The sequence below is a fragment of the Pandoraea sp. E26 genome (assembly GCF_000681415.1).
GTDB classification, from domain to species: domain Bacteria; phylum Pseudomonadota; class Gammaproteobacteria; order Burkholderiales; family Burkholderiaceae; genus Pandoraea; species Pandoraea pnomenusa.
In genome coordinates this window covers 126,025-149,389 of sequence record NZ_AYXJ01000006.1, presented here as the reverse complement: position 1 = coordinate 149,389, position 23,365 = coordinate 126,025, and the positions used below count along the sequence as shown (strand labels likewise).

Sequence of the window (23,365 nt, the reverse complement as noted above, 5' to 3'; positions counted from 1 at the left end):
GGATAGCCCGCCGGCCCGTGCCGGCGCCCCTGCGACGCTTCACCGCCCGGCCGGAAGCCGGCGCCGTGTGCCCCCCATGACGCTCGACGCCTTCAAGTTCTTCATTTCGCTGCTGGCCCTGATCAACCCGCTCGGGGCGATCCCGCTGTTCATCAGCCTGACGTCGTCGCAGACGCGCGAAGAGAAGCGTCATACGATCAGGATTGCGGCGATCGCCGTGGCGTTGGTCGTGGCGGGCTCGGGGCTGTTCGGCGAGGCGATCATCCGCTTTTTCGGCATTTCGATCGCGTCGCTCGAAGTCGGCGGCGGGATCATCATGCTGCTCATGGCGGTCAACATGATTAACGCGCAGACGGGGAACACGCGGGCCACGCCGGAAGAACGCCATGAAGCCGAGGAGCGGCCGAACATCGCCGTGGTACCGCTGGCGATCCCGCTGCTCACCGGTCCGGGCACGATCAGTACCGTGATCATCTACTCGGGCCGCGCGCACGGGTGGGCCCAGGTGCTGGCGCTGGTGGCGATCGGCGTGGGTGTCGGCGCGGTTTGCTGGGTGGCGCTGCGCAGCGCCTCGCGCATCGAAGGCTGGCTCGGACGCACGGGCATCAACATCGGCACGCGTTTGATGGGGTTGATCCTCTCGGCGCTGGCCGTTGAATTCATTATGGATGGTTTGAAAATACTGCTGCCGGGTTTGAGATGAATAAGATTGCGATTGTCGACTACGGAATGGGCAACCTGCGCTCGGTCTATCAGGCACTGCGTGCGGCGGCACCCGAGGCCGACGTGAGCATCAGCAGCGACGCCGCCGAGATTCGGGCCGCCGACCGCGTGGTGCTGCCGGGGCAGGGCGCCATGCGCGACTGCATGGGCTGCCTGAACGAATCGGGGCTGCGCGAAGCAGTCGTCGAGGCTGCCGCGAGCAAGCCGATGTTCGGCGTGTGCGTGGGCGAGCAGATGCTCTTCGACATCTCGGACGAGGGCAACACGCCCGCGCTCGGCCTGTTGCCGGGCCGCGTGGTGCGCTTCGAGCTCGAGGGGCAGCTTCAGGACGACGGCTCGCGCTTCAAGATCCCGCAAATGGGCTGGAACCGCGTGCGTCAAACGCGCAGCCACCCGATCTGGGCGGGCGTGCCCGACAACAGCTATTTCTACTTCGTGCACAGCTATTACGCCGTGCCCGCGAAGCCCGAACTGACGGTCGGCGAGACGGTCTATGGGGTGCCCTTTACCTGTGCGGTGGCCCAAGATAATATCTTCGCCACCCAGTTCCACCCGGAAAAGAGCGCCCAGGCCGGCCTGGCCCTGTATCGAAACTTTGCCCAGTGGAAGCCCTGATCGCGACGCGGGCGGCGCAATTGCGCTTCCTTGCCTTTCAGGGCGTGTCCTCTGTCACCGCTTATACTGTGTGTCATGTTGATGAATCCGAAGCCGATGTGCCGATGTCCGGCAAGGCGGGCGTCGGATTCGCGTTGTGCGCGTAAATCGCGAATTTCTTTTACTTCCCACTAGCGACGTTTCACGATTGCCTATGCTGCTCATCCCGGCCATCGACCTTAAAGACGGTCAATGTGTTCGCCTCAAACAAGGCGACATGGATCAAGCCACCGTATTCTCGGAGGACCCCGCTGCCATGGCCCGGCATTGGGTCGAGCAAGGCGCGCGGCGTCTGCACCTGGTGGACCTGAACGGCGCATTCGCTGGCAAGCCGCGCAACGAGGCGGCCATTCGCGCCATCATCCAGGAAGTGGGCGAAGACATCCCCGTGCAACTGGGCGGCGGCATTCGCGATCTCGGCACCATCGAGCGCTACCTCGACGACGGCTTGTCGTACGTCATCATCGGCACCGCCGCGGTGAAGAACCCCGGTTTCCTGCGCGATGCCTGCAGTGCGTTCGGCGGCCACATCATCGTGGGCCTCGACGCCAAGGACGGCAAGGTCGCCACCGACGGCTGGAGCAAGCTCACGGGCCACGAAGTGGTGGACCTGGCGCGCAAGTTCGAGGATTACGGCGTGGAGTCGATCATCTACACGGATATCGGTCGCGACGGCATGCTGCAGGGCATCAACATCGAAGCGACCGTGCGTCTCGCGCAGGCCGTGACGGTGCCGGTGATCGCCAGCGGCGGCCTGTCGAACCTGAACGACATCGACGCGCTGTGCAAGGTCCAGGACGAAGGCGTCGAAGGCGTCATCTGCGGCCGTGCGATTTACTCGGGCGATCTGAATTTCTCCTCGGCGCAAAAGCGCGCCGACGAGCTTACCGAAGGAGCGGCATAAGCGAGCCCGCGGCTGCGGCCGCCTCGCGTGCCAACATCATGGCTCTCCCCAAACGCATCATCCCGTGCCTGGACGTGACAGCCGGCCGCGTGGTCAAGGGCGTCAATTTCGTCGAACTCCGCGATGCGGGCGACCCCGTCGAAATCGCCCGTCGCTACGACGAGCAGGGCGCCGACGAACTCACGTTCCTCGACATCACGGCAACCTCCGACGGACGCGATCTCATCCTGCCGATCATCGAGGCGGTGGCCGCACAGGTCTTCATTCCGCTGACCGTGGGTGGTGGCGTGCGCGAGGTGGCCGACGTGCGCCGCCTGCTCAACGCCGGCGCCGACAAGATCAGCATGAATTCGTCGGCCGTGGCCAACCCGCAACTGGTCGCCGACGCCGCCGACAAGTACGGCTCGCAGTGCATCGTCGTGGCGATCGACGCCAAGCGTGTCTCGGCCGACGGCGAACCGCCGCGCTGGGAGGTCTTCACGCATGGCGGGCGCAAGGGCACCGGGTTGGATGCGGTGGCCTGGGCCAAGCGGGTCGAGGCGCTCGGCGCCGGTGAAATCCTGCTGACCAGCATGGATCGCGACGGCACGAAGAGCGGCTTCGACCTGGCGCTCACGCGCGCGGTCTCCGACGCCGTCAACATCCCCGTGATCGCCTCGGGTGGCGTGGGGTCGCTGGCCGACCTGGCCAACGGCGTGACCGAAGGCCATGCAGATGCCGTGCTCGCCGCCAGCATCTTCCACTACGGCGAGCACACCGTGGGCGAAGCCAAGCGCTTCATGGCCGACAAGGGCATCTCGGTGCGGCTCTGAACGGGAATCGACGGATCATGACGCAAGACTGGCTGGACAAGGTAAGTTGGGACGCGCAGGGTCTCGTGCCCGCGATCGCGCAGGAGGTCGGCAGCAACGACGTGCTGATGTTCGCCTGGATGAACCGCGAAGCGCTCGCGCGCACGGTCGAGACCGGCGAGGCCGTCTACTACTCGCGCTCGCGCAAACGCCTGTGGCACAAGGGCGAGGAGTCGGGGCACGTGCAGAAGGTGCATGAGATCCGTCTGGATTGCGACGAAGATGTCGTGCTGCTCAAGGTCGAGCAGATCGACGGCATCGCCTGCCATACCGGCCGCCATTCCTGCTTCTTCCAGAAGTTCGAGGGCGGCGTCGACGACGGCCGCTGGGCCACGGTCGAGCCGGTGCTCAAAGACCCGCACAAGATCTACAAGTGACTGCCATGAACGATACGCTCGAGCGTGTTGCCGAAGTCATCGCCTCGCGTAAAGGGGGCGATCCCGACAAATCGTACGTTGCCCGCCTGTTCCACAAGGGCGACGACGCCATCTGCAAGAAGATCGGCGAGGAAGCGACCGAAGTCGTGCTCGCGGCCAAGGACATCCGTATTGGCGGCGCCGACAACCTGCGTCAGAAGCTCGTCAACGAGACGGCCGACCTGTGGTTCCATTGCATGGTGCTGCTGGCCCATCACGATCTGAGCCCGCAGGAAGTGCTCGCCGAACTGGCGCGCCGCGAAGGTCTGTCGGGTCTCGTCGAGAAGGCGCAGCGCGGCACGCGCGGCGAACACGCCGACTGATCGACGCCCGGCCGCCGCACCGGCCTGCCACGGGCCGGCACGGGAACGCGCCGCAAAGGCTCACGCGAGGAGACGCCTCATGAACGATTCGCAATACCCGGGTTCGACCGGCTCGCCCGGCAGCACGGACCATCCTTACGTGGTGAATACCGCGCCGATCCAGAGCGCCCCGAGCGCCGAGCAGGAACGCGCGCTGCGCAAGCTCACGCACGTGCTCTACGCGCTCTACGCGCTGTTCTGGCTCACCGGCGGCGTGACCGCCATCGTGGCGATCATCATCAATTACATCAAGCGAGACGACGCAGCCGGCACGCTCTACGCGTCGCACTTCACCTGGCAGATCCGCACCTTCTGGTGGTCGGTGGTGTGGGGAGTGCTCGGCGTGGCGCTGGCCGTGGTGATGGTCGGTTTCGCGATTCTCTGGGTGCTTGGCATCTGGACGCTGTACCGAATCGTCAAGGGCTGGCTCTATCTGAACGACAACAAGCCGATGTACGCCGCGCGGCCCTGAGTGTCGGCGGCCACGCTTCGATCCATTCGAGAATGCGAGAGGAAGACACACGCATGACGCACGATAACTGTATCTTCTGCAAAATCGTTGCCGGGCAGATCCCGAGCACGCAGGTGTACACCGACGACGACGTCGTGGTGTTCAAGGACATCAACCCGGCGGCCGACCTGCACCTGCTGATGGTGCCGCGCAAGCACATCGCCACGCTGCAGGACTGTCAGCCCGAAGACCAGGCGCTGGTGGGCAAGATGATGCTGCTTGCACCGAAACTGGCGGCGGAGCACGGCTACCGCTTCGATGGCGATGCGTCGAACGTCGACAGCAATGGGTTTCGCGTGGTGACGAACGTCGGGCCGGGAGGCGGGCAGGAGGTTTATCATCTTCACATGCATATTCTGGCCGGGCCGAGGCCGTGGAAGCGCATGTGAGCGACGGGGGCCTGGACGGCTTCGGGCGGAAGCGGCCGATATGAACGGCAATTCGCCGCGCGATGCCACCCGTACGTGCAGGGATGCCGCATTGGGCAATGTTTCAACAAACATTTATTTCTACCCGGTGTCCGGCCCGGTTACGATGCAGGACGTGACGCGCGATGTGCCACAATGGGGCACGTGGCTGCGGGCACGGGGGCAAACACAGGGCACCTGCCCGACGGCCGGGCGGCCGTCAGGCAACGCGGCTCGACAAGACCCCGTCGCGAGGCGGCAGGGGTAGGGAAACGCAAGGAGAGTGGTCATGGGTTCGTTGAGTATTTGGCACTGGCTGATCGTGCTGGTGATCGTGATGATGGTGTTCGGTACCAAGAAGCTGCGTAACATCGGCAGCGATCTGGGCGGTGCGGTCAAGGGCTTCAAGGACGGCATGAAAGAGGGCGAAGGCAATGCCCCGGCCAAGGAAGACCCGGCGGCTGCCAAGGAACTGCGCGATTCGACCACCATCGACGTGCAGGCCAAGGACGCGAGCAATCACAAGCAAGGCTAAGCCGGCGTCGACATGATCGATCTCGGCCTTTCCAAACTGATGCTGATCGGCGTGGTTGCGCTGGTCGTGATCGGTCCGGAGCGCTTGCCGAAGGTGGCCCGCACCGCGGGCGCCCTTTTTGGCCGCGCGCAGCGCTATATCAACGATGTGAAGGCGGAGGTGAGCCGCGAGATGGAGCTCGATGAGCTGCGCAACATGCGCACGCAATTCGAAGACGCGGCCCGCAGCGCTCAGAACACGATTCAGAAGCAGTTGCATGAGCAGGAGGCGTCGCTCAACGACGCCTGGGCAAGTGCTACCGGGACTTCGACGGGCGAGACGGCCGGCGGCACTACGGACGCGGCGACCGGGTACTCGGACAGCTATCTCGGTGAGCCGGTGGTGACGTCGGGTGTGCGCGGGTCGACAAAGCGTCGCAACTGGCGCGTGCGCCGGGCTGCCACGCCGATGTGGTTCAAGCAGGCCAGCGCCACGCGTACGCGGGTTCAGTCGGGGGCGGCGCGCGTGGCGCGTCATACACCGGCCAAACTGCGCCGACCCGTCAAGTTCTTCTGAGGCGCGGGCGCCACGAACTTCCTGTCATCTGGCACTGTGCCGGCTTCATTCCTGGATAAGTCGACGTGAGCGACGACAAGCAAATCCCCGAAGGGGGTACCGAAGAGACCTTCATCTCGCATCTGATCGAGCTGCGCAATCGCATCATTCGCGCGGGCGTTGCCGTGATCGTGGTGTTCCTGTCCCTGGTCTACTGGGCGCCGGACATCTTCCGCCTGTTCGCCCGTCCGTTGATGCAGTCGCTGCCGGCCGGCGGCAAGATGATCGTGACCGACATCACCGGCTCCTTCTTCGTGCCGATGAAGGTCACGATGATGGTCGCATTCGTCATCGCGCTGCCCGTGGTGCTGTACCAGATCTGGGCCTTCGTGGCGCCGGGGCTGTACCAGCACGAGAAGAAGCTGGTGATGCCGCTGGTAGTGAGCAGTTACCTGCTCTTCCTGCTCGGCATGGCGTTCGCCTACTTCCTGGTGTTCCCAACCGTGTTCCATTTCATGGCGCACTACAACGCGCCGCTGGGCGCGGAGATGAACACCGATATCGACAATTACCTGAGTTTTGTGCTCACGATGTTCCTGTGCTTCGGGGTGACGTTCGAAGTGCCGGTCGTGGTGGTGGTGCTCGCGCGCATGGGCGTGGTGAGTATCGACAAGCTCAAGCAGATTCGTCCGTATGTGGTGGTGGGCGCGTTTGTGCTGGCGGCCGTGGTGACGCCGCCGGACATCCTCTCTCAACTGATGCTGGCCGTGCCGCTTTGCATTCTTTACGAGCTCGGTTTAGTGGCGGCGCGCCTGTTCGTCAAACAAGGCCAGCAGACCGAAGAGAGCAGCGAGGGCAACGGGCAGGCAACGCCATAAGCGAGGCGTTGAACGGTCGAGACGCCGGGGCGAGGCAAGTTTTGTCACCGGGCGCGTCGGACGCAAGAAAAGCACGGGTTTCGTCCCGTGCTTTTTTATTGCCCGTCGGTGGCCCGGCGCATGCGGCCGGGCAATCCGCCGGCACGCAGCGCTGACGGCATTGTCGAGGCATGTGCACGCGGTGGGGGCGTCGGCTGGTGCGCAAACGAAAACGGCCGCGCCGAAGCGCAGCCGTTTGTCCAGTCTTGCGGTCGACGCCGCGGCGCAACCTCAATCGCTGCTGTTGTCGCCGGTGCCGTCGTCTTCTTCCGGCGTCGGCCGCTTGGGCGGCGGCGGGCGCTTGCCGATGACCACACTCAGGTCCAGTTCCTTCTTCTTGCGGGTAACGTGAATCCTGGCCTGCGCGCCCGGCTTGATCTGTGCGATGACGTTGAGCAGTTCGGTGGTGTCGCGAATCGACTCGTCGTTCACCTTGGTCAGGATATCGCCCGGTTGCACGCCAGCCTTGTCGGCCGGCCCGCCTTGCACCACGCCTGCGATGATGACCCCCGAGTCCTGCTGCAAGCCGAACGACTCGGCAATGTCGGACGTGATGTCCTGAGGCTCGACGCCCACCCAGCCGCGCGTGACCGTGCCGGTCGTGATGATGCTCTCGAGCACCGAGCGGGCCGTCGACACCGGAATCGCGAAGCCGATCCCCATGTTCCCGCCGCTGCGCGAATAGATCGCGGTATTGATGCCCAGCAGATTGCCGTTCACGTCGACCAGCGCGCCGCCCGAGTTGCCCGGGTTGATGGCGGCGTCCGTCTGGATGAAGTTTTCGAACGTGCTGATATCGAGGTGGTTCCGGCCCAGGGCGCTGATGATACCCATCGTCACCGTCTGGCCCACGCCGAACGGATTGCCGATGGCGAGCACCACGTCGCCCACGCGCACCTGGTCCATGCGACCGAGCGTGATGGCCGGCAGGTTGTCGAGCGTGATCTTGAGCACGGCCAGATCGGTTTCGGGGTCGCTGCCGACCAGCTTGGCGCGGGCCTTGCGGCCATCCGCGAGGGCGACCTCGATCTCGTCGGCGCCGTCCACCACGTGATGATTCGTGAGAATATAGCCTTCGCTGCTCACGATCACGCCCGAGCCGAGGCTCGAGACCGGGTCTTGCCGCACCGTGCCGCCGCCGTCGCCGAAGAAGTAGCGGAACAGCGGGTCATCGAGACGCGGGTCGCGGTTCTGCTTTTGTTCCTTGCTGGAAAAGATGCTGACGACCGCGGGCATGGCCTTTTGCGCGCCGTCGGCGTACGAGCCTGCGGAAGGCTTCTCGGACAGGCTTGGCCCGACTTCCTGCAAGGCGATGATCGGATTGGCCAGTTGCTTGCCGAACGAACCCTGGCGTTGCAGCCACTGCGGCTTGAGTGTGGCGATGATGAAGAGCAACGCAAGCAGCACGGTGACCGCTTGCGCGAACAGTAGCCAGAAGCGTCTGAGCATGAAAGAGCGAGACCTTATATGAATCGTGTTGAACTCGAATTGTATCTGAACGATACCCTGCAAATCGCGCAATTTCGCGATTACTGCCCGAACGGCCTACAGGTCGAGGGGCGCAGCGATATTCGCAGAATCGCCAGCGGCGTGACCGCCAGCCTGGCGTTCCTCGAGGCGGCCCGGGATTGGGGGGCGGATGCCGTTCTCGTCCATCACGGCTATTTCTGGAAGAACGAAGATGCCCGCATTACCGGGATGAAGCGCAGGCGTCTCGGGGTGTTGATCGGCAACGACATCAATCTGTTTGCCTTTCATCTGCCCCTCGACGCGCACCCGGAGCTCGGCAATAACGCCCAGCTCGGCAAGTTGCTCGGTTTCGCCGACGATGGCGGCCGTTTCGGCCCGGATCAGCTCGGATGGCTTGGCGCGCCGTCGCAACCGACCACGCTTGCGGCACTGGCCGCCCACGTCGAGGCGAAACTGGGGCGCGTACCGCTGATGCTCGGAGCGCCGAACCGCGAAGTGCGCCGTGTGGCGTGGTGCACCGGCGGGGCGCAAGGCTTTTTCGAGGCGGCCATCGCGGCCGGCGCCGACGTCTACATCAGCGGCGAAGTGTCCGAGCCGACCCAGCATCTCGCGCTCGAGAGCGGGGTGGGGTACCTCGCGGCGGGCCATCACGCCACCGAACGCGGCGGCGCGAGGGCGCTGGGCGAGCATCTCGCCAGCCGGTTCGGGCTCGAGCACAGGTTCTTCGACATGCCGAACCCGGCCTGAGCGGCGCCCGGCCGGCCCGACGACGTCCGGCGCGGTGCGCGCCTTAGCCGTTCTGCTTCTTGAGGCTGTCGCGGATTTCGCGCAGCAGGACGATGTCTTCCGGCGTGGGCGCCGGTGCGGCCGGGGCTTCCGGAGCGGGGCGCTTGAGTCGGTTGATCTGCTTGACCATCAGGAAAATGATGAAAGCGAGAATCAGGAAGTTGAGGGCGACGGTAATGAAATTACCGTATCCGAACACGGCCACGCCGGCCTTGGTGAGGTCGGCATAGGACGTTGGGTTGCCCTTGAAGTCGGGGGGAATCGCGCCGAGCAGAATGAACTTGCTCGAGAAGTCCAGGCCACCGAAGATGGCGCCGACCAACGGCATGATGAGGTCCTTGACGACCGAATCGACGATCTTGCCGAAGGCGCCGCCGATGATCACACCGACGGCCAGATCGATCACGTTGCCCTTGACGGCAAATTCCTTGAATTCCGACATGAAGCTCATGCCATTCCTCCGCTGTTGTGATGAGTGGCCGGTGGATATCGCTTTGCCGGCACTCACGAATTGGCATTGATTGACCGGTGAAGTCCCGCGGGCTGTCAGGCGGCGGCCGGTTCGCGTCGGTCATTGTCACGCGATTGCCTCAGGCCCGCAGGCCCGATGTTATCAGGGCGCGACAATGAAAATGTTACTAATTGCGTGCGCACATCGGCGAAAGCGGCGATCATAGCGGTTCTCGTGCAGCATCCCAGAAGCGAAACCCCGGGTGTGCATCAGCCGCCCGCAGGGTACGTTAATCCTTTGAAAATACGCGAAAACCACTAGGAGACTGGGGCGTTTTGCCGTTGTTTCAGGCATTTACGCTCGCGTATGATTTAAGGTTGACGGAAATACCAAATCAACCGTGTGGGGCTTGTGATGAGTGACAATCAAGAAAAGGCCGTCGACAGTAGCCGCCGGAATCTGCTGATTGCAACGTCCGTAGCTGGAGGCGTGGGCGGCGTTGCAACGTTAGTTCCTTTCGTCAGTTCCCTTCAACCCTCGGAGCGCGCCAAGGCTGGCGGAGCGCCCGTCGAGGCCGATATCAGCGGCCTCCAGCCAGGCCAGATGATGACGGTGTCCTGGCGTGGTCTGCCGGTGTGGATTGTCAATCGCACCCCGGAGCAAATGGCTTCGCTGTCCAAAGTGACTGCGGAACTGGCCGATCCGGACTCCAAGCAAACGTTTTCCTTCCCGATGCCCGATTACTGCAAGAATGCGTTCCGGGCGCGCGAATCGCGCAAGGAAATGCTCGTCGTGGTCGGCGTTTGCACCCATCTCGGTTGCATCCCTTCCGGGCCGTTCGGGCCCGACACCAATGCTGCGCTGGGCCATGACCCCGGTTTCCTTTGTCCGTGCCACGGCTCGACCTACGACATGTCGGGTCGCGTGTTCAAGAACAAGCCGGCGCCAAAGAATCTCGACGTTCCTCGTTTCATGTTCGTGAACGACACCAAGATCGTGATCGGTAAAGACGAAAAAGGAGAAGCGTAATCATGGCCGCCGACAAACAGGTCGACACGACGGGCTTGCTGGGCTGGATCGATCGCCGGTTCCCGCTTACGCAGCTCTGGAGAGAGCACGCCTCCGAGTATTACGCACCCAAGAATTTCAATTTCTGGTACTTCTTCGGATCGCTGGCCATGCTGGTGCTGGTGATCCAGATTCTCACCGGCATTTTCCTGGTGATGAACTACAAGCCCGACGCCAACCTCGCGTTCGCTTCGGTCGAGTACATCATGCGCGAGGTGCCTTGGGGCTGGCTCATCCGTTACATGCACTCGACGGGCGCCTCGATGTTCTTCGTCGTGGTGTACCTGCACATGTTCCGGGGGTTGCTGTACGGTTCGTACCGCAAGCCGCGCGAGCTGGTGTGGGTGTTCGGCTGCCTGATCTTCCTGTGCCTGATGGCCGAGGCGTTCATGGGCTATCTGCTGCCGTGGGGGCAGATGTCATACTGGGGCGCGCAGGTGATCGTGAACCTGTTCTCGGCGATCCCGTTCATCGGTCCGGATCTGTCGCTGTGGATTCGCGGCGACTACGTCGTGTCCGACGCCACGCTCAACCGCTTCTTCGCGTTCCATGTGATCGCGATTCCGTTGGTGCTCATCGGTCTGATCGTGGCGCACATCATTGCGCTGCACGAAGTCGGCTCGAACAATCCTGACGGTGTGGAGATCAAGGACAAGAAGGACGCCAATGGCCGGCCGCTCGACGGCATTCCGTTCCATCCGTACTACACCGTCCACGACATCATGGGCGTGGGCGTGTTCCTGATGGTGTTCTCGGCGATCGTGTTCTTCGCGCCCACGATGGGCGGCTATTTCCTTGAAGCGAACAACTTCATTCCGTCCGATCCGCTCAAGACGCCGCCGCACATTGCGCCGGTGTGGTATTTCACGCCGTTTTATTCGATGCTGCGTGCCACCACGGACGACTTCAAGTACGTGTTGATGGGGCTGGCGGTGCTGGTGACGGCGGTCTGGTGGATCAAGGGCAAGGCGGCGGCGACCACGAAGGTGGCGGCGTCCGGCGGCGTGGTGTTGCTGCTGCTGGCCATGTACCTGACCGAGGCCAAGTTCTGGGGGGTGGTGGTGATGGGGGGCGCGGTGGTCACGCTGTTCTTCCTGCCGTGGCTGGATCACAGTCCGGTCAAGTCGATTCGTTACCGTCCGGGATTCCACAAGGTGCTTTTGGGTATTCTCGTCGTTGTTTTTGCGGTGCTGGGGTATCTGGGGATCCAGGAGCCGACGCCCGTGAAGACCGCCATTTCGCAGGTTGGCGCGCTGTATTACTTCGGATTCTTCTGGCTGATGCCGCTGTGGAGCAAGCGCGGCACCTTCAAGCCGGTGCCGGAGCGCGTGACCTTCGCGGCGCATTGAGCGCAAGCCAACGACGACTAGGGATATCAAGATGAGAAAACTGATGCTTATCCTGGCGCTCCTGAGTGGTTTCGCCGCGCCGGCCATGGCAGAAGAGGGGGCGAAGCTCGACACGGCGCCGAACCGGATCGACGATCTGGCGTCGCTGCAGCGCGGGGCGAAGCTGTTCGTGAACTATTGCCTGAACTGCCATTCGGCGGCGTCGATGCGTTATTCGCGCCTGAAGGATCTGGGGCTGTCCGAGGCGGAGATCAAGAATAATTTGCTGTTCACGACGGACAAGATTGGCGAGACGATGACCGTGGCGATGCGCAAGGCGGATGCCAAGGCGTGGTTCGGCGTGGCCCCGCCGGACTTGTCGGTTGAGGCGCGGGCACGCGGGACGGACTGGCTGTATACCTACTTGCGGACGTTTTACCGTGACGACACGCGTCCGACGGGGTGGAACAACCTGGCGTATCCGAATGTGGGCATGCCCAACCCGTTCTGGCAGATGCAGGGTCAGCGGAGTTTGAAGCATGTGGAGGGGGCGGAGCATGGTCCGGCGCAGTTCGTGCAGATCACGCAGGGGACGATGAAACCGGTGGAATTTGATTCTGCCATGGCGGATTTGGTATCTTATCTGGATTGGATGTCGGAACCGGCGCAGCGAACGCGTCGGCAGTTGGGTGTCTGGGTTCTGTTGTTCCTGGGACTCTTTACGGTACTTGCCTGGCGCCTGAATGCGGCCTATTGGAAGGACGTGAAGTAAAATAACGTCTGTACGACGGGGCCAGGGTTTGGGAAGCGCCGATTTCCCGCCCCGGCCCCGTTGGTTTTTAAGGAAGACGCGCTATGATGGTTTTGTACTCGGGCACGACGTGCCCCTTCTCCCAGCGTTGCCGGCTGGTCCTGTTCGAAAAGGGCATGGATTTTGAAATCCGTGACGTCGATCTGTTCAACAAGCCGGAAGACATTGCGGTGATGAATCCGTACGGTCAGGTGCCGATTCTTGTTGAGCGCGATCTGATTCTGTACGAATCGAACATCATCAATGAGTACATTGACGAGCGCTTCCCGCATCCGCAGTTGATGCCGGCGGATCCGGTGCAGCGTGCCCGTGCGCGATTGTTCCTGTTCAATTTCGAGAAAGAGTTGTTTGTGCATGTGAGTGCACTCGAGAACGAGAAGGGCAAGGCGGCCGAGAAGACGCATGAAAAGGCCCGCGCTTCGATTCGTGATCGTCTGACGCAGCTTGCGCCGATTTTCGTGAAGAACAAGTACATGTTGGGCGAGGAGTTTTCGATGCTCGACGTGGCGATTGCTCCGTTGCTGTGGCGTTTGGATCATTACGGCATTGAGTTGTCGAAGAATGCTGCGCCGTTGATGAAGTATGCCGAGCGGATTTTCAGCCGTCCGGCGTACATTGAAGCGCTGACGCCGTCCGAAAAGGTCATGCGTCGCTGATGCGTTGATATGCCCGCTGGCGAGGCGGCCCGGGAAGGATGTGGGCGGGCTTCGCGGCGGGAAGAGTTGCTTATATGCCGGAAACATCTACCAAGCCTTATCTTTTGCGCGCGCTGTACGAGTGGTGTACCGACAATGGGTACACACCGTATTTGGCCGTGCATGTCGATGCCAGAACGCGAGTCCCGCGCGAGTTTGTGAAAGATGGCGAGATCGTGCTGAACATCAGCTTCGATGCCACGAGCGGACTGCAGATGGGCAACGACTTGATTGAATTCAGCGCCCGTTTCGGCGGCATTTCACAGAAGGTGGAAGTGCAGGTGTCGAACGTGCTGGCGATATATGCCCGGGAGAATGGACAGGGGATGGCGTTCCCGGTCGACAAGCAGGCAACTGCCGAAGAGGGGATCGAGCTGGAAGCGGTGCCGTCGGTGCAGGAGTCGGTCGACGAGGATCCGGATCCGACGCGTCCTGGCGGGAATGGGGCGACTGGCGGCAACGCCGGACGCGCACATCTGAAGGTGGTGAAGTAATTCGCGACGGCGGGCGCGAGGTGAGGCGATACACTGCGCACCAATGCGTGCCGTAGCGAACGAATTTGCACCGACAGGTAGTCGCAGTGACCGACGAATCGGTTACAATACACGACTTCGCCGGCTTAGCTCATCTGGTAGAGCAGTTGATTTGTAATCATCAGGTGGCGGGTTCGAGTCCTGCAGCCGGCACCAATAAATTCAAAGGGCCACGTGATTTTCACGTGGCCCTTTGACGTTTTCAATGGTTCCTGCGCGTCCAATGCGCCGCTTGAAACGGCTCACTGACGCCGCTTGTGCTAGGCGCCGAAGGTAAGCCCGACGGCACCCAGTTGCGCGAATCAGCCCGGCGAAACAAATAACCCCGAACCAAAACGTTCACCGCCCCCCCAAACCCACCAATCAGCGCGACTGCCGCTTATATCCGTCGCCGCCGATGCGAGCCCGGTCTACCGCTGCGATTCGGTTGCGTCCCTGGTCCTTAGCCTGGTAGAGCTGCGCATCAGCCAGATTGATGAACGCGGTGACGTCAATGTCTCCCGTCGGCACGACGGTGGCCACCCCGAAGCTCGCCGTGACTCGCTGACCGTGCGGGGAGCGTAGGTGAGCGATGGCTTCCTCCGCGATCAGCGCGCGGCAACGCTCCGCGACACGCACCGCGTCATCGGCATTTGTGTCGGCGAGCACGAGCATGAATTCTTCCCCGCCAAATCTGCCAAGGAACGCATTCGGCCCAACTGCCGCTTCGAGCACGCGCGCAAGGCGCTTCAGACATTCGTCGCCTTGGAGGTGACCGTAATAGTCGTTGTACGACTTGAAGAAATCGATGTCGACCATCACGAGCGAAAGCGGCTTTCCCGATGCCTCCGCGTTCGCCCATTCGCGGGCGATGACCGTGTCGAACATGCGACGGTTGCCGACCCCGGTCAAACTGTCTGACAACGAGAGCCGTTCGAGTTCGCGCTGGAGTTCCGCGAGCCGTGCCTCGGTGCGCTTGCGTTCACTGATGTCGAACATGAAGCCGATCAGCGCCTCAACGTCACCGTTCTCCTTGCGCACGACGTGGACAACGTCGCGAATCCACACATACCCGCCGTCCGCGGTCAGCGCGCGATAGTCCGCCTCATGATCGGCGCCCGCTTGCGACTGCGCGACGCAAAATTCCACAACCGCGTCACGGTCCTCCGGGTGCATCCGCGAGGCCCAGTCCTCGACTGTTTTCCACGTTGACGGCGCGTAGCCAAGCAGTGCTTCAATCTGCGGGCCGATATAGGTGAACTGCATTGTCGCCCAGTCGATCTTCCAGGGAATCGCCCGGGTGGATTCGAGCAACGTGCGATAAACCGTGGGGTTGTCCTCGCCGGGCTGGCGGCCGGACGATGCCAGGCTGTCCTCGTGGCGCAGGAACGCGGCTTGAAGCGAACTGGGAGTTAAATCCTTTTCTTCGTGGCTCATCGTGATCTTCCAATACCCTGTAAACCCATTATCGGCAAATGCGGCAGGGCCTTGAGCGCAGCGCGAAGATGGATCGACCCAGGCCCCGCAAGCCATCGCTTGCCCACCATCGGATCGAAGGCGTTCGCTCAGGTTCATGCAGGCCTTCATGACGGTCCGGGCCATTTTCTTCCGGATACCACCCCCATATCGGCGCCATCTTGGATTTCAAGCATTCATGGTAAATTTAGAAAATTACGAGGATTTTCGAAAATTTCGCGAAAACACTACTTCGCATGGGAGCGTGGAGGTCAGATGCGACCGAAAGGTGAACGAGATGTCCGGCAAGTCACTCAAGCATCGGGACGAGAGAAGTCCGATGGGCACACGCTATCGGAACAGGCATATTGGCTGATGCACCGCGACATTCTCGCGGGCGTCCTGGCGCCGAACGAAAAGCTGCGCTTGCAGGGACTGCAGGCGCGGTACGGTCTGGGCATGAGTCCCATCCGTGAGGCCCTGATGCTGTTGAGTCGCGAGGGACTTGTCTCGAACGAAGGACAGCGCGGCTTCCGCGTGACGCCGGTATCCGTCGAAGACTTGCAGGACATCGTCTGGGCGCGACTGAACATCGAGACGATCCTGCTCGGTCAGTCGATTCGCCACGGCGACGCCGACTGGGGGGCGGAAATCTCGGCGGCGTTTTACAAACTCACACATGCCCCCGTTCCCGCATCGCTCGACGACATCGAGACGCTGGAGGCGTGGGAAGCCGCGCACCGGCGATTCCACCGCGCCCTGCTCGCCGGCGCCAAGTCACCTTGGCTGCATCGCGTCGACGCGCAACTCGTCGATCTGACGGAACGCTATCGACGAATCCGTCTCGCCCGCATGGGTTTTACCGCTCGCACCGACAGCATCTTCACGGAGCACAAGGCACTGATGGAGGCGGCGCTCGCACGCGATGTCGATACCGCGTGCCATCTGCTGCACGAACACCTGACGGCGACCTTCGATGCGCAGAAATGGCTGGATGACGGCCTTGCCGCCACCGATGACGTACCTGCCGCCGCACCCGCGCCGGCCAAACGTCCTGCCGGAAAGGCCGTGTCGCCGCGCGCACGCCGCTCGGCCGACACCCTTGAAAAGGCCTGATTGCCGCCGCGTCGTTGAACGCGTCGCCCACGCACGCCCCACGCCATTCGAAGCGCGAACGTCTCGCGCTTCGCGCCCGCAGCCATCAGAAGCGATGACGCATCCCCAGCCCGACGACGATCTGCGTCGGCGTCGCCGACTGGGCGTATCCGCACAAGATGGCGTTGGCAAAAGGCGTGCCGGTACCGCCGATAACGTGCTGGTAGACGGCGTCGATATAGACGTCAGTGCGCTTGGAAAAATAGTAGGCGGCTTGTAGATTGACCTGATGCCACTTCGGGCTCGCGCTCGCAGCGGCATTTTCATATCGACCCATCGTGAAAGCGTAGGAGCCGATCAACGTAATGTTGGCGGTCGCGTTGTAGGTCACGTTCACGTCGAAGTTGTCCATGCGCAGGCTGGCATTCCCCATGGGCCTGTAGCCGAAGAGATTGACCGACGAACCGTCGCTGATGACCGTACGCGTCCACGTGGCGCCGTAGGTGCCATTCCCCCAGACGTAGCTTCCTCCGATACCGAAGACCGATTGCTTGGCCGCGATGAACGTCGAGTCGCCGGAGCCGCTGCTGCCGTCGACCGCGCCACCCGCGTTCGCCCCCACGTTGTTGATGACGATAAAGGCCGCGCCGAGGCTGAGCGGCCCGTTTTCGTACCCGAGGCCCGCGCTGTAAGCCCGATTTGCCGTGGCCGCACCGGCCTGATTCGAGAACGCGTACATGGTGCGCATCGACAGGCCGCTCCACGACGGACTGGTGTACATCACCGAATTGTCGATACGAAACGAGTTACCCATGTTGTCGTTGTCGAATGGATGAGCGAACGCCGTGCCACCGGTGAAGCCCCCCGTATGCACGGCGAGATACCAGATGGTCGGGTCGTATTGACGACCGAGCGTGAGCGAGCCGAGCCGATTGTCCTTCAGACCGACCCAGGCCTGCCGCCCGAACTCGCGAGCGCCTTGTCCCAGCTTGCCGGTGAAGAGGTTGAAGCCGTTCTCCAACTGGAAGATGGCGCTGGTCCCGCCGCCCAGGTCTTCCGTGCCTTTCATTCCCCAGCGCGAACCGTTGATCATGCCGTTTTGCGCCTGAAAGCTGTGCGCGCCACCCTGGTTCGACACGTAATTGATGCTCGCGTCGATGCTGCCGTACAGCGTGACGTTCGACTGCGCGTGGGCGACGGATGCGCCAATCGCGAGAGGAACCGCGAGCCATGAAAAGGAAAGCCGGGAATGACGGGGGCGGCGAGCATGGCGAGTTTGGCGAGTTTGCCGGGCAAGACTGGGGCTGCGCATCATGGTGACTCCGTAGGGCGTGGTGACGGCGCTTGTGGGGCGCCTGTTGAAAACTCATGAACAGGGCTGTCGCCCCGGCGCGATACGAGCGCTGGCATCGGGCACGGGTTCAGCCGATCGGAACCGTGCCGTGGTGAGCGATGCCTGCCAGGCGGCCGTACCAGGCATGGGCGGGATCTCTCAGGCGTGTGTGTGTCTGGAAGTGGTCGGCGCCAGGCTCGACGAAGGCGGCGCAGGGCGCGCCCTGTGCCTTGAGCAGGCTGGCCATGCGCTGATTCGAAAGGGCGACGCGGACACTGTCGTGTTCGCCCCAGCCGAGCACCATGGGCACGCGATTGCCTCGCGTCCAGCACAGCGGACTCATCAACGCGTCATCGGTATCGGGGCCGAGCACCATTTCGTAGACACGCGCTTCGAGCGACCCATGCGCCGGCGCCGGATGATGCAGATCGAAGATGCCGGAGATCGGCAAGCACCCCACGATGTCGTCGGGGTTCGCACCTGCGAGCGCGACCAGGTCCGGGCGCAGCGCGAGCAAAGCCGCCAGATGCCCGCCGGCCGAATGACCGGCGAGCACGATGCGGCGAGCAGTGTCCGCGCAGCCCGTGGCCCAGTCGGGCAGAACCACCGGTAATGCGGCGAGCAGGTCCGCGCCATCGAGGAGCGCGGCGGGAAGCGCGGCCGCAGGTGCAAGCCGATAGCCGGGGGCGACCAGGATGCAACCGGTTGCCACGACGTTTGCCGCCATGAACGTCACATATTCCTTGTAGCCATTCGTCCAGCCGCCACCGTGAAAGAACACCACGATCGGGGCATCGGGCGGCATGTCCGGTGCGGAAAACACGTCGAAGCGCTGCAGCGGATCGGTGCCATACGGAAGGTTCCTGGCGACGCGCAATCCTTCCACCGGACGCCGGGCCCAGTCGAGCACCAACGCTTCATAGGCGCGTGCGGCGGCGCTCGGGAGAGGCATTTGCGGCGCGTGGCCCTCGGGGGCAAACGTCGCGATCTGCTGCGAAATTTCTGACTTCATGCTGGTAGATCAGGGAAAGTACGGATAAGTACGACACACCATTAAGCGGCCGCGATGGATTCATATAATTAACGTACAAATTTATAAAATCAAACTTTTTTTGTATTGACACCGTGATTTTGTATCCGTAACTTGCGCTTCATGGAGGGTCGGAGCACCCGGTTCGGGTGCCGACAGCAAGGAGAGTGAAATGACGGTTTTAGTGACTGGCGCAGGGCTGATCGGCCGACTGACGGCAACGGCGTTGCATGCGCAGGGCGAGGCGGTCGTGCTGGCGGATGTCCGGGTTCCGCAGGAGGCAACTGATCTGACGGTGCCGATCGTTCGCTGCGACGTGACGGACTTTGAGCGTTTGTCCGATGTGGTCCAGGGGCATGGCGTGACATCGATCGTGCACACGGCAGCGTTGCTGTCGAGCGCGATTCGGCGGGACCCGCTCGCCGGCGTGAAAGTCAACACGCTGGGAACGGCGAACGTGCTCGAAGTGGCCCGCCGGCACGATCTGGCGCGGGTCGTGGTTGCGAGTTCGACCACGGTGGCTTATGCCGCATTCGGCACGTTGCCCGCCGCGCCGATTGGCGAGGACTTCGCGACCCATGCCGTAAGCGAGGCGCCGGCCAGTATCTATGCGGCAACGAAGGTCGCCAGCGAACACCTGGCACTGGCCTACGGCGCGTTGTACGACATGAGCGTGATCGTGTTGCGTTACGGCGCGGTGCTGGGGGCGGGGAGGGAGGCGTCGACGAGCGTGCCCGGTCGATTGCTGGGCTGCCTGCTCGACGCCGGTCGTCGCGAGGCGCCCGCGCGGCTCGACGATCCCGTGTTGCTTTGGAACGGGCGTGAGGAATTCGTCGACGCTCGCGATTGCGCGCTCGCCAACGTGGCGGCCCTGCGCGCCTGGGCGCCCGCGCAGCGCGTTTTCAACATCGCCACGGGCGACTGGTTCACTGTCGAGGAGTTCGTCGGCGTGGTCCGGGAGCGGTATCCGGCACTGCGCATTGGCGAGATGCGATTACCGGCGGGTGGCTTTGCTGGCTTCCCGCACACACGGCCGGCGCCATCGGATGTCAGCGCCGCTAGGCGTTACCTCGGCTTCAACACGCAATACGCGTTGCGCGATTCCGTCGACCATTTTGCTGCCGCACACGGTGCGCAGGGCGACGCGTTGGTTCAGACCCTGCGGAGCTAAGCGATGGCACAGGTCATTCCCGTTGATTTGCCGGATCTCGGCCAACCGTTCTCGTGGGCGACGCGCGCAGCCGGCATGACATTCACCGCGCAAGGTCCCGTGCGAGGCGACGGCACCATCGAGACGGGAAGTATTGAAGCGCAGGCGCGTCTGACGTTCGAAAACCTGCGCCGCACGCTGGCGGCAGGCGGTCTGCGCCTGCACGACGTCGCGCAGGTGCTGATCTATCTCACCGAGGACGAGGACATGCGTGAGGTAGACAGGGTGTACCGCACCTTCTTCGACGCCCCGTATCCGAATCGCTCGACTGTCGTGGTGAAGGCATTGGTCGTGCCCGGCATGCGTATCGAAATCGTGGCATATGCGGCTGCGTGCGATGCACCCGCGCGCGCGACAGCGAATTCCCCCATCTGAACGGGCATGGCCCGGCAGGACCATCCATCACAAGAGGACAGATTTCCCATGAAGCCATCCGAGTCAAGTGTGAGCGCGCTGCGGGCGTCGGCCGATGCCGGGGTCGAGCGAGCCACCATCCACCGCATCACGTGGCGACTGGTGCCACTGATTTTCATCGCGTGGTTCGTCAACTATCTCGATCGCGCGAACATCGGTTTCGCCGCATTGCAGATGAATCAGGAACTGGGCATGGGGCCGGAGATGTTCGGCTTCGCCGCCGGCATTTTCTACCTCGGCTACATCGGCTTCGAGGTGCCGAGCAACATGATGATGCATCGCTTCGGCGCACGCGTGTGGCTCGCGCGCATCATGATCACCTGGGGGATCGTGTCGGCGGGCACGGCATTCGTGCAGACCCCGCAGCAGCTCTACGTTGCGCGTCTCCTGCTCGGCGTGGTCGAGGCGGGCTTCTTCCCCTCGGTGTTGTACTACCTCGCGACATGGTTCCCGAAGCAGCATCTCGGACGCGCGATCAGCCGGGTCTACTCGGCCAACATTTTCTCGCTGATCGTGGGGGCGCCTGTCTCGGCCTTGTTGATCGATCACTTCCACGAGGCGAGCGGGTTTTCCGGATGGCGATGGATGATGATGATCGAAGGACTGCCGGCGGTGGCGCTCGGCGTGATCGCATGGTTCGTGCTGGTCGACAGACCGTCGGACGCGAAATGGCTGAGCCCGGCGCAACGCGAGTGGCTGGTGACTACGATGGCGAATGAGGAAGCGGTTGCGGCCACCACGGGAACGTCGAGCTTTCGCAGCGCGATGGTCGCGCCGATGGTCTGGTTGATGGGCCTGCTGTATTTCTGCATTGGCATCGGCTTCTTTGGCATCTCGACATGGTTGCCGCAGGTGATCCGTCAGATGAGCCGGTTGTCGATCGTCGAGATCGGTCTGGTCAGCGCCATACCGTTCATCCTTGGGGCGATTGCGATGTTTGCCAACGCGCGCCATTCGGACCGCACGATGGAGCGTCGCTGGCATCTGGCAGGTGCGCTCTTCGTCGGCGCAGCGGGGTTGGCGGGCAGTGGCCTGACGTCGACCTTGCCGATCGTGTCGTTCATCTGCATCTGCGTGGCGGCCGCCGGCATCGTCGGGTCGCTCAGCGTGTTCTGGACCATCCCGCCGACGTTTCTGTCCGGTGCCGGCGCCGCAGGTGGAATTGCACTGATCAACGCCATCAGCGGTCTCGCGGGATTTTTTGCCCCCTGGCTGGTGGGTGTGGCACGCGGACATTCCACCGATTTCACGTTGGCGCTGTATTGCCTGGCGGCCAGCGCGGCAGCGGCGGCAGTGCTGGCGGCGGTCCTGCCCTACGGCAAGCGCAAGCCTCGAGATGAGGTCAGCGCCTATGCGCACTGATCGAATGCATTGAACGGTTTAAGGCGGGAGGCGGCATGACGCGGGAACTGGCCAAGGCCCGGGCGAAGGAAGTGGCATTCGCCTCATCGCGCCGCGAGCTTCACCGTCCCGCCGCCGCCAGAATATCGGTGCCGAGTCCGGTATGAATATGTCCGAGTTGGAAAAGTTCGTCGTCGAGCACCTGCAGCGCGAACGGAATATTCGTCTTGACGCCTCGAACTTCGGTCGCCCGCAGGGCTTGCGACATTTGCCGGATGGCGGACGTGCGATCCGGCGCATGCACGATGATCTTCGCCAGGAGCGGATCGTAATACGGTGTGACGGTGCTGCCTTGTGCGTACCCGGTCTCCACGCGAACGCCGTCACCCTGCGGTAGCTCGAATACCTCGAGTTTCCCGGGCGACGGGAAGAACCGCACCGGGTCTTCGGCATAGACTCGCACTTCGATCGCATGCCCGTTCACGCGGGGCCGGTCCGGAATCACCGCCGCGAGCGATTCGCCCGCCGCCAGCCGGATCTGCGCCATCACGAGATCCACTCCCGTAATGGCTTCAGTCACGGCGTGCTCGACTTGCAGGCGTGTATTCATCTCGAGAAAGTTGCACGTCCCGTCCGCGCCGAACAGCGTCTCCGCCGTACCGATCACGTCGTACCCCATGTCCTGGAGCAAACCGGCGATCCGCTCGGCGGTGGCCTCCATGTCGCGGCGCGGCAGCAGCGGGGCGGGCGACTCCTCGATCACCTTCTGATGGCGGCGCTGCACGGAGCAGTCGCGCTCGAACAGATGGCAGGCATTTCCGGCCTTGTCCGCCAGAATCTGGAACTCGATATGGCGGGGCCGCTCGATCAGCTTCTCCAGATACAACTCGCCATTGCCGAAGCTCTTCTGCGACACCGACCGCGCCTGCGCAATGGCCGCGAGCAACGACACCTCGTCGCGCGCGGGCACCATGCCGATACCCCCACCGCCGGCGGCGGGCTTGATCAGCACCGGGTATCCGATCGCACGCGCTGCCGCGCTGATCGATTCCGTGTGGTCGTCGAGCAAACCCGAGCTCGGCGACATCGGCATGCCGTGGCGTGCCATCAGTTCCCGTGCGCGCGTCTTGTGTCCCATCGCTTCGATCCATCGCGGCGACGGCCCGATGAAAGCGGCCCCTGCGTCGATGACGCGGCGCGCAAACGCGGCGTTCTCGGACAGAAAGCCGTAGCCGGGGTGCACGGCGTCGGCGCCCGAGCGCGCCAGCACGCTCATGAGACGATCCTGATCGAGATAGCTCGACATCGCCGGTGCGGGGCCGATGGCATACACCTCGTCGGCCTGAGCCAGATAGGGCAGCGTCGCGTCCGCTTCGGAGCACACCGCCACGGAACGGATGTTCATCTGACGCAGCGCGCGAATGATGCGCGCCGCGACCGCGCCGCGATTCGCGACGACGACCTTGGTAAACATGTCTCTCTCCTTCTGCGTTTCTCCATGCCGGGAACGGCATACCGCGAGACGGTGCCGCGCCCGACGCGATTGCCGCGA

The 23,365-nt window shown here is 62.9% G+C and carries 28 protein-coding genes and 1 tRNA gene; 23 read left to right on the top strand and 6 right to left on the bottom strand.

From position 1 onward, the window contains the following. Nucleotides 1-76: 76 nt before the first annotated feature. The 12 genes from W930_RS0103610 (at nt 77) to tatC (ending at nt 6,775) form a co-directional block, all read left to right on the top strand. Nucleotides 77-703: a MarC family protein gene (locus W930_RS0103610; RefSeq protein ID WP_023593888.1), complete on the top strand. Its 627-nt coding sequence runs from the start codon at nt 77-79 to the stop codon at nt 701-703. After that, on the top strand, nt 700-1,338 hold the full coding sequence (gene hisH, locus W930_RS0103605; RefSeq protein ID WP_023593889.1) for an imidazole glycerol phosphate synthase subunit HisH: 639 nt from the start codon (nt 700-702) through the stop codon (nt 1,336-1,338). The genes W930_RS0103610 and hisH overlap by 4 nt, the downstream gene beginning before the upstream one ends. Continuing rightward, on the top strand, nt 1,326-1,484 hold the full coding sequence (locus W930_RS30375) for a hypothetical protein (RefSeq protein ID WP_023593890.1): 159 nt from the start codon (nt 1,326-1,328) through the stop codon (nt 1,482-1,484). Before hisH ends, W930_RS30375 begins: the two co-directional genes overlap by 13 nt. 47 nt (nt 1,485-1,531) lie before the next feature. Further along, nucleotides 1,532-2,281 (top strand): 1-(5-phosphoribosyl)-5-[(5-phosphoribosylamino)methylideneamino]imidazole-4-carboxamide isomerase, encoded by a 750-nt coding sequence (gene hisA, locus W930_RS0103595; protein WP_023593891.1) that lies wholly within the window; start codon nt 1,532-1,534, stop codon nt 2,279-2,281. Nucleotides 2,282-2,319: 38 nt separating this feature from the next. Beyond that, on the top strand, nt 2,320-3,093 hold the full coding sequence (gene hisF, locus W930_RS0103590) for an imidazole glycerol phosphate synthase subunit HisF (RefSeq protein ID WP_023593892.1): 774 nt from the start codon (nt 2,320-2,322) through the stop codon (nt 3,091-3,093). 17 nt (nt 3,094-3,110) lie between these two features. Beyond that, entirely contained in the window at nt 3,111-3,509 is a 399-nt protein-coding gene (hisI, locus tag W930_RS0103585; protein WP_023593893.1) for a phosphoribosyl-AMP cyclohydrolase, read from the top strand. Between the two features lie 5 nt (nt 3,510-3,514). Further along, nucleotides 3,515-3,871: a phosphoribosyl-ATP diphosphatase gene (locus tag W930_RS0103580; RefSeq protein WP_023593894.1), complete on the top strand. Its 357-nt coding sequence runs from the start codon at nt 3,515-3,517 to the stop codon at nt 3,869-3,871. 79 nt (nt 3,872-3,950) lie between these two features. Continuing rightward, the gene (locus tag W930_RS0103575) at nt 3,951-4,382 is read left to right on the top strand and encodes a membrane protein (protein ID WP_023593895.1); all 432 of its coding nucleotides are present in this window, start codon (nt 3,951-3,953) and stop codon (nt 4,380-4,382) included. 53 nt (nt 4,383-4,435) lie between these two features. After that, a complete protein-coding gene (locus W930_RS0103570) occupies nt 4,436-4,810 on the top strand; it encodes a histidine triad nucleotide-binding protein (protein WP_023593896.1) in 375 nt (124 codons plus the stop codon). A 307-nt stretch (nt 4,811-5,117) separates the two neighbouring features. After that, on the top strand, nt 5,118-5,363 hold the full coding sequence (gene tatA, locus W930_RS0103565; protein ID WP_023593897.1) for a Sec-independent protein translocase subunit TatA: 246 nt from the start codon (nt 5,118-5,120) through the stop codon (nt 5,361-5,363). A gap of 12 nt (nt 5,364-5,375) precedes the next feature. Then, a complete protein-coding gene (gene tatB, locus W930_RS0103560; protein WP_023593898.1) occupies nt 5,376-5,918 on the top strand; it encodes a Sec-independent protein translocase protein TatB in 543 nt (180 codons plus the stop codon). Between the two features lie 65 nt (nt 5,919-5,983). Continuing rightward, nucleotides 5,984-6,775 (top strand): twin-arginine translocase subunit TatC, encoded by a 792-nt coding sequence (gene tatC, locus W930_RS0103555; RefSeq protein ID WP_023593899.1) that lies wholly within the window; start codon nt 5,984-5,986, stop codon nt 6,773-6,775. Between the two features lie 270 nt (nt 6,776-7,045). Here tatC and W930_RS0103550 read toward each other — a convergent pair whose 3' ends face one another. Next, nucleotides 7,046-8,263, bottom strand: a complete 1,218-nt coding sequence (locus W930_RS0103550; RefSeq protein ID WP_023593900.1) for a Do family serine endopeptidase — start codon at nt 8,261-8,263, stop codon at nt 7,046-7,048. An 18-nt stretch (nt 8,264-8,281) separates the two neighbouring features. Between W930_RS0103550 and W930_RS0103545 the strand changes: the two genes are divergently transcribed. After that, on the top strand, nt 8,282-9,031 hold the full coding sequence (locus W930_RS0103545) for a Nif3-like dinuclear metal center hexameric protein (RefSeq protein WP_023593901.1): 750 nt from the start codon (nt 8,282-8,284) through the stop codon (nt 9,029-9,031). Between the two features lie 43 nt (nt 9,032-9,074). On the opposite strand, the gene mscL is transcribed toward W930_RS0103545, so the two are convergent. Continuing rightward, the gene (mscL, locus tag W930_RS0103540; protein ID WP_023593902.1) at nt 9,075-9,521 is read right to left on the bottom strand and encodes a large conductance mechanosensitive channel protein MscL; all 447 of its coding nucleotides are present in this window, start codon (nt 9,519-9,521) and stop codon (nt 9,075-9,077) included. 414 nt (nt 9,522-9,935) lie between these two features. Here mscL and petA point away from each other — a divergent pair, with 414 nt between their 5' ends. The 6 genes from petA (at nt 9,936) to W930_RS0103510 (ending at nt 14,112) form a co-directional block, all read left to right on the top strand. After that, nucleotides 9,936-10,550, top strand: a complete 615-nt coding sequence (gene petA, locus W930_RS0103535) for a ubiquinol-cytochrome c reductase iron-sulfur subunit (protein ID WP_023593903.1) — start codon at nt 9,936-9,938, stop codon at nt 10,548-10,550. A gap of 2 nt (nt 10,551-10,552) precedes the next feature. Next, the gene (locus W930_RS0103530; RefSeq protein WP_023593904.1) at nt 10,553-11,938 is read left to right on the top strand and encodes a cytochrome bc complex cytochrome b subunit; all 1,386 of its coding nucleotides are present in this window, start codon (nt 10,553-10,555) and stop codon (nt 11,936-11,938) included. A gap of 31 nt (nt 11,939-11,969) precedes the next feature. Then, the gene (locus W930_RS0103525; protein WP_023872478.1) at nt 11,970-12,689 is read left to right on the top strand and encodes a cytochrome c1; all 720 of its coding nucleotides are present in this window, start codon (nt 11,970-11,972) and stop codon (nt 12,687-12,689) included. Nucleotides 12,690-12,772: 83 nt separating this feature from the next. After that, a complete protein-coding gene (locus tag W930_RS0103520) occupies nt 12,773-13,384 on the top strand; it encodes a glutathione S-transferase N-terminal domain-containing protein (RefSeq protein WP_023593906.1) in 612 nt (203 codons plus the stop codon). Nucleotides 13,385-13,458: 74 nt separating this feature from the next. Further along, nucleotides 13,459-13,917, top strand: a complete 459-nt coding sequence (locus tag W930_RS0103515; protein ID WP_023593907.1) for a ClpXP protease specificity-enhancing factor — start codon at nt 13,459-13,461, stop codon at nt 13,915-13,917. A 119-nt stretch (nt 13,918-14,036) separates the two neighbouring features. Continuing rightward, nucleotides 14,037-14,112: transfer RNA gene (locus W930_RS0103510), tRNA-Thr, on the top strand. A 207-nt stretch (nt 14,113-14,319) separates the two neighbouring features. Here W930_RS0103510 and W930_RS0103505 read toward each other — a convergent pair. Beyond that, nucleotides 14,320-15,372, bottom strand: a complete 1,053-nt coding sequence (locus tag W930_RS0103505; protein ID WP_023872477.1) for a sensor domain-containing diguanylate cyclase — start codon at nt 15,370-15,372, stop codon at nt 14,320-14,322. A 294-nt stretch (nt 15,373-15,666) separates the two neighbouring features. Between W930_RS0103505 and W930_RS25965 the strand changes: the two genes are divergently transcribed. After that, the gene (locus W930_RS25965) at nt 15,667-16,506 is read left to right on the top strand and encodes an FCD domain-containing protein (RefSeq protein ID WP_080685091.1); all 840 of its coding nucleotides are present in this window, start codon (nt 15,667-15,669) and stop codon (nt 16,504-16,506) included. Between the two features lie 85 nt (nt 16,507-16,591). Here W930_RS25965 and W930_RS0103495 read toward each other — a convergent pair whose 3' ends face one another. Both W930_RS0103495 and W930_RS29000 read right to left on the bottom strand, forming a co-directional pair. Then, nucleotides 16,592-17,800, bottom strand: a complete 1,209-nt coding sequence (locus tag W930_RS0103495; protein ID WP_023872475.1) for a porin — start codon at nt 17,798-17,800, stop codon at nt 16,592-16,594. Between the two features lie 106 nt (nt 17,801-17,906). Then, a complete protein-coding gene (locus W930_RS29000; RefSeq protein WP_023872474.1) occupies nt 17,907-18,830 on the bottom strand; it encodes an alpha/beta hydrolase in 924 nt (307 codons plus the stop codon). 190 nt (nt 18,831-19,020) lie between these two features. On the opposite strand from W930_RS29000, the gene W930_RS25955 reads away from it, so the two are divergent. From W930_RS25955 to W930_RS0103475, 3 genes are read left to right on the top strand one after another with little or no spacing between them, the layout of a single operon-like run. Beyond that, on the top strand, nt 19,021-20,019 hold the full coding sequence (locus tag W930_RS25955; protein ID WP_023872472.1) for an NAD(P)-dependent oxidoreductase: 999 nt from the start codon (nt 19,021-19,023) through the stop codon (nt 20,017-20,019). A gap of 3 nt (nt 20,020-20,022) precedes the next feature. Next, nucleotides 20,023-20,433, top strand: coding sequence for a RidA family protein (locus W930_RS0103480; RefSeq protein ID WP_023872471.1), 411 nt, complete (start codon nt 20,023-20,025; stop codon nt 20,431-20,433). A 48-nt stretch (nt 20,434-20,481) separates the two neighbouring features. Further along, on the top strand, nt 20,482-21,834 hold the full coding sequence (locus W930_RS0103475) for an MFS transporter (protein ID WP_080685090.1): 1,353 nt from the start codon (nt 20,482-20,484) through the stop codon (nt 21,832-21,834). Between the two features lie 100 nt (nt 21,835-21,934). On the opposite strand, the gene W930_RS0103470 is transcribed toward W930_RS0103475, so the two are convergent. Continuing rightward, on the bottom strand, nt 21,935-23,287 hold the full coding sequence (locus tag W930_RS0103470) for an acetyl/propionyl/methylcrotonyl-CoA carboxylase subunit alpha (RefSeq protein WP_023593940.1): 1,353 nt from the start codon (nt 23,285-23,287) through the stop codon (nt 21,935-21,937). Nucleotides 23,288-23,365 lie beyond the last annotated feature (78 nt).

Excerpts from the sequence above, each read along its gene's own strand:
- W930_RS0103610 (WP_023593888.1), top strand. The coding sequence starts at position 77 with ATGACGCTCGACGCCTTCAAGTTCTTCATTTCGCTGCTGGCCCTGATC.
- hisH (WP_023593889.1), top strand. The coding sequence starts at position 700 with ATGAATAAGATTGCGATTGTCGACTACGGAATGGGCAACCTGCGCTCG.
- hisA (WP_023593891.1), top strand. The coding sequence starts at position 1,532 with ATGCTGCTCATCCCGGCCATCGACCTTAAAGACGGTCAATGTGTTCGC.
- hisF (WP_023593892.1), top strand. The coding sequence starts at position 2,320 with ATGGCTCTCCCCAAACGCATCATCCCGTGCCTGGACGTGACAGCCGGC.
- hisI (WP_023593893.1), top strand. The coding sequence starts at position 3,111 with ATGACGCAAGACTGGCTGGACAAGGTAAGTTGGGACGCGCAGGGTCTC.
- W930_RS0103580 (WP_023593894.1), top strand. The coding sequence starts at position 3,515 with ATGAACGATACGCTCGAGCGTGTTGCCGAAGTCATCGCCTCGCGTAAA.
- W930_RS0103575 (WP_023593895.1), top strand. The coding sequence starts at position 3,951 with ATGAACGATTCGCAATACCCGGGTTCGACCGGCTCGCCCGGCAGCACG.
- W930_RS0103570 (WP_023593896.1), top strand. The coding sequence starts at position 4,436 with ATGACGCACGATAACTGTATCTTCTGCAAAATCGTTGCCGGGCAGATC.
- tatA (WP_023593897.1), top strand. The coding sequence starts at position 5,118 with ATGGGTTCGTTGAGTATTTGGCACTGGCTGATCGTGCTGGTGATCGTG.
- tatB (WP_023593898.1), top strand. The coding sequence starts at position 5,376 with ATGATCGATCTCGGCCTTTCCAAACTGATGCTGATCGGCGTGGTTGCG.
- W930_RS0103550 (WP_023593900.1), bottom strand. The coding sequence starts at position 8,263 with ATGCTCAGACGCTTCTGGCTACTGTTCGCGCAAGCGGTCACCGTGCTG.
- W930_RS0103545 (WP_023593901.1), top strand. The coding sequence starts at position 8,282 with ATGAATCGTGTTGAACTCGAATTGTATCTGAACGATACCCTGCAAATC.
- mscL (WP_023593902.1), bottom strand. The coding sequence starts at position 9,521 with ATGAGCTTCATGTCGGAATTCAAGGAATTTGCCGTCAAGGGCAACGTG.
- petA (WP_023593903.1), top strand. The coding sequence starts at position 9,936 with ATGAGTGACAATCAAGAAAAGGCCGTCGACAGTAGCCGCCGGAATCTG.
- W930_RS0103530 (WP_023593904.1), top strand. The coding sequence starts at position 10,553 with ATGGCCGCCGACAAACAGGTCGACACGACGGGCTTGCTGGGCTGGATC.
- W930_RS0103525 (WP_023872478.1), top strand. The coding sequence starts at position 11,970 with ATGAGAAAACTGATGCTTATCCTGGCGCTCCTGAGTGGTTTCGCCGCG.
- W930_RS0103520 (WP_023593906.1), top strand. The coding sequence starts at position 12,773 with ATGATGGTTTTGTACTCGGGCACGACGTGCCCCTTCTCCCAGCGTTGC.
- W930_RS0103515 (WP_023593907.1), top strand. The coding sequence starts at position 13,459 with ATGCCGGAAACATCTACCAAGCCTTATCTTTTGCGCGCGCTGTACGAG.
- W930_RS0103505 (WP_023872477.1), bottom strand. The coding sequence starts at position 15,372 with ATGAGCCACGAAGAAAAGGATTTAACTCCCAGTTCGCTTCAAGCCGCG.
- W930_RS25965 (WP_080685091.1), top strand. The coding sequence starts at position 15,667 with ATGCGACCGAAAGGTGAACGAGATGTCCGGCAAGTCACTCAAGCATCG.
- W930_RS0103495 (WP_023872475.1), bottom strand. The coding sequence starts at position 17,800 with ATGATGCGCAGCCCCAGTCTTGCCCGGCAAACTCGCCAAACTCGCCAT.
- W930_RS29000 (WP_023872474.1), bottom strand. The coding sequence starts at position 18,830 with ATGAAGTCAGAAATTTCGCAGCAGATCGCGACGTTTGCCCCCGAGGGC.
- W930_RS25955 (WP_023872472.1), top strand. The coding sequence starts at position 19,021 with ATGACGGTTTTAGTGACTGGCGCAGGGCTGATCGGCCGACTGACGGCA.
- W930_RS0103480 (WP_023872471.1), top strand. The coding sequence starts at position 20,023 with ATGGCACAGGTCATTCCCGTTGATTTGCCGGATCTCGGCCAACCGTTC.
- W930_RS0103475 (WP_080685090.1), top strand. The coding sequence starts at position 20,482 with ATGAAGCCATCCGAGTCAAGTGTGAGCGCGCTGCGGGCGTCGGCCGAT.
- W930_RS0103470 (WP_023593940.1), bottom strand. The coding sequence starts at position 23,287 with ATGTTTACCAAGGTCGTCGTCGCGAATCGCGGCGCGGTCGCGGCGCGC.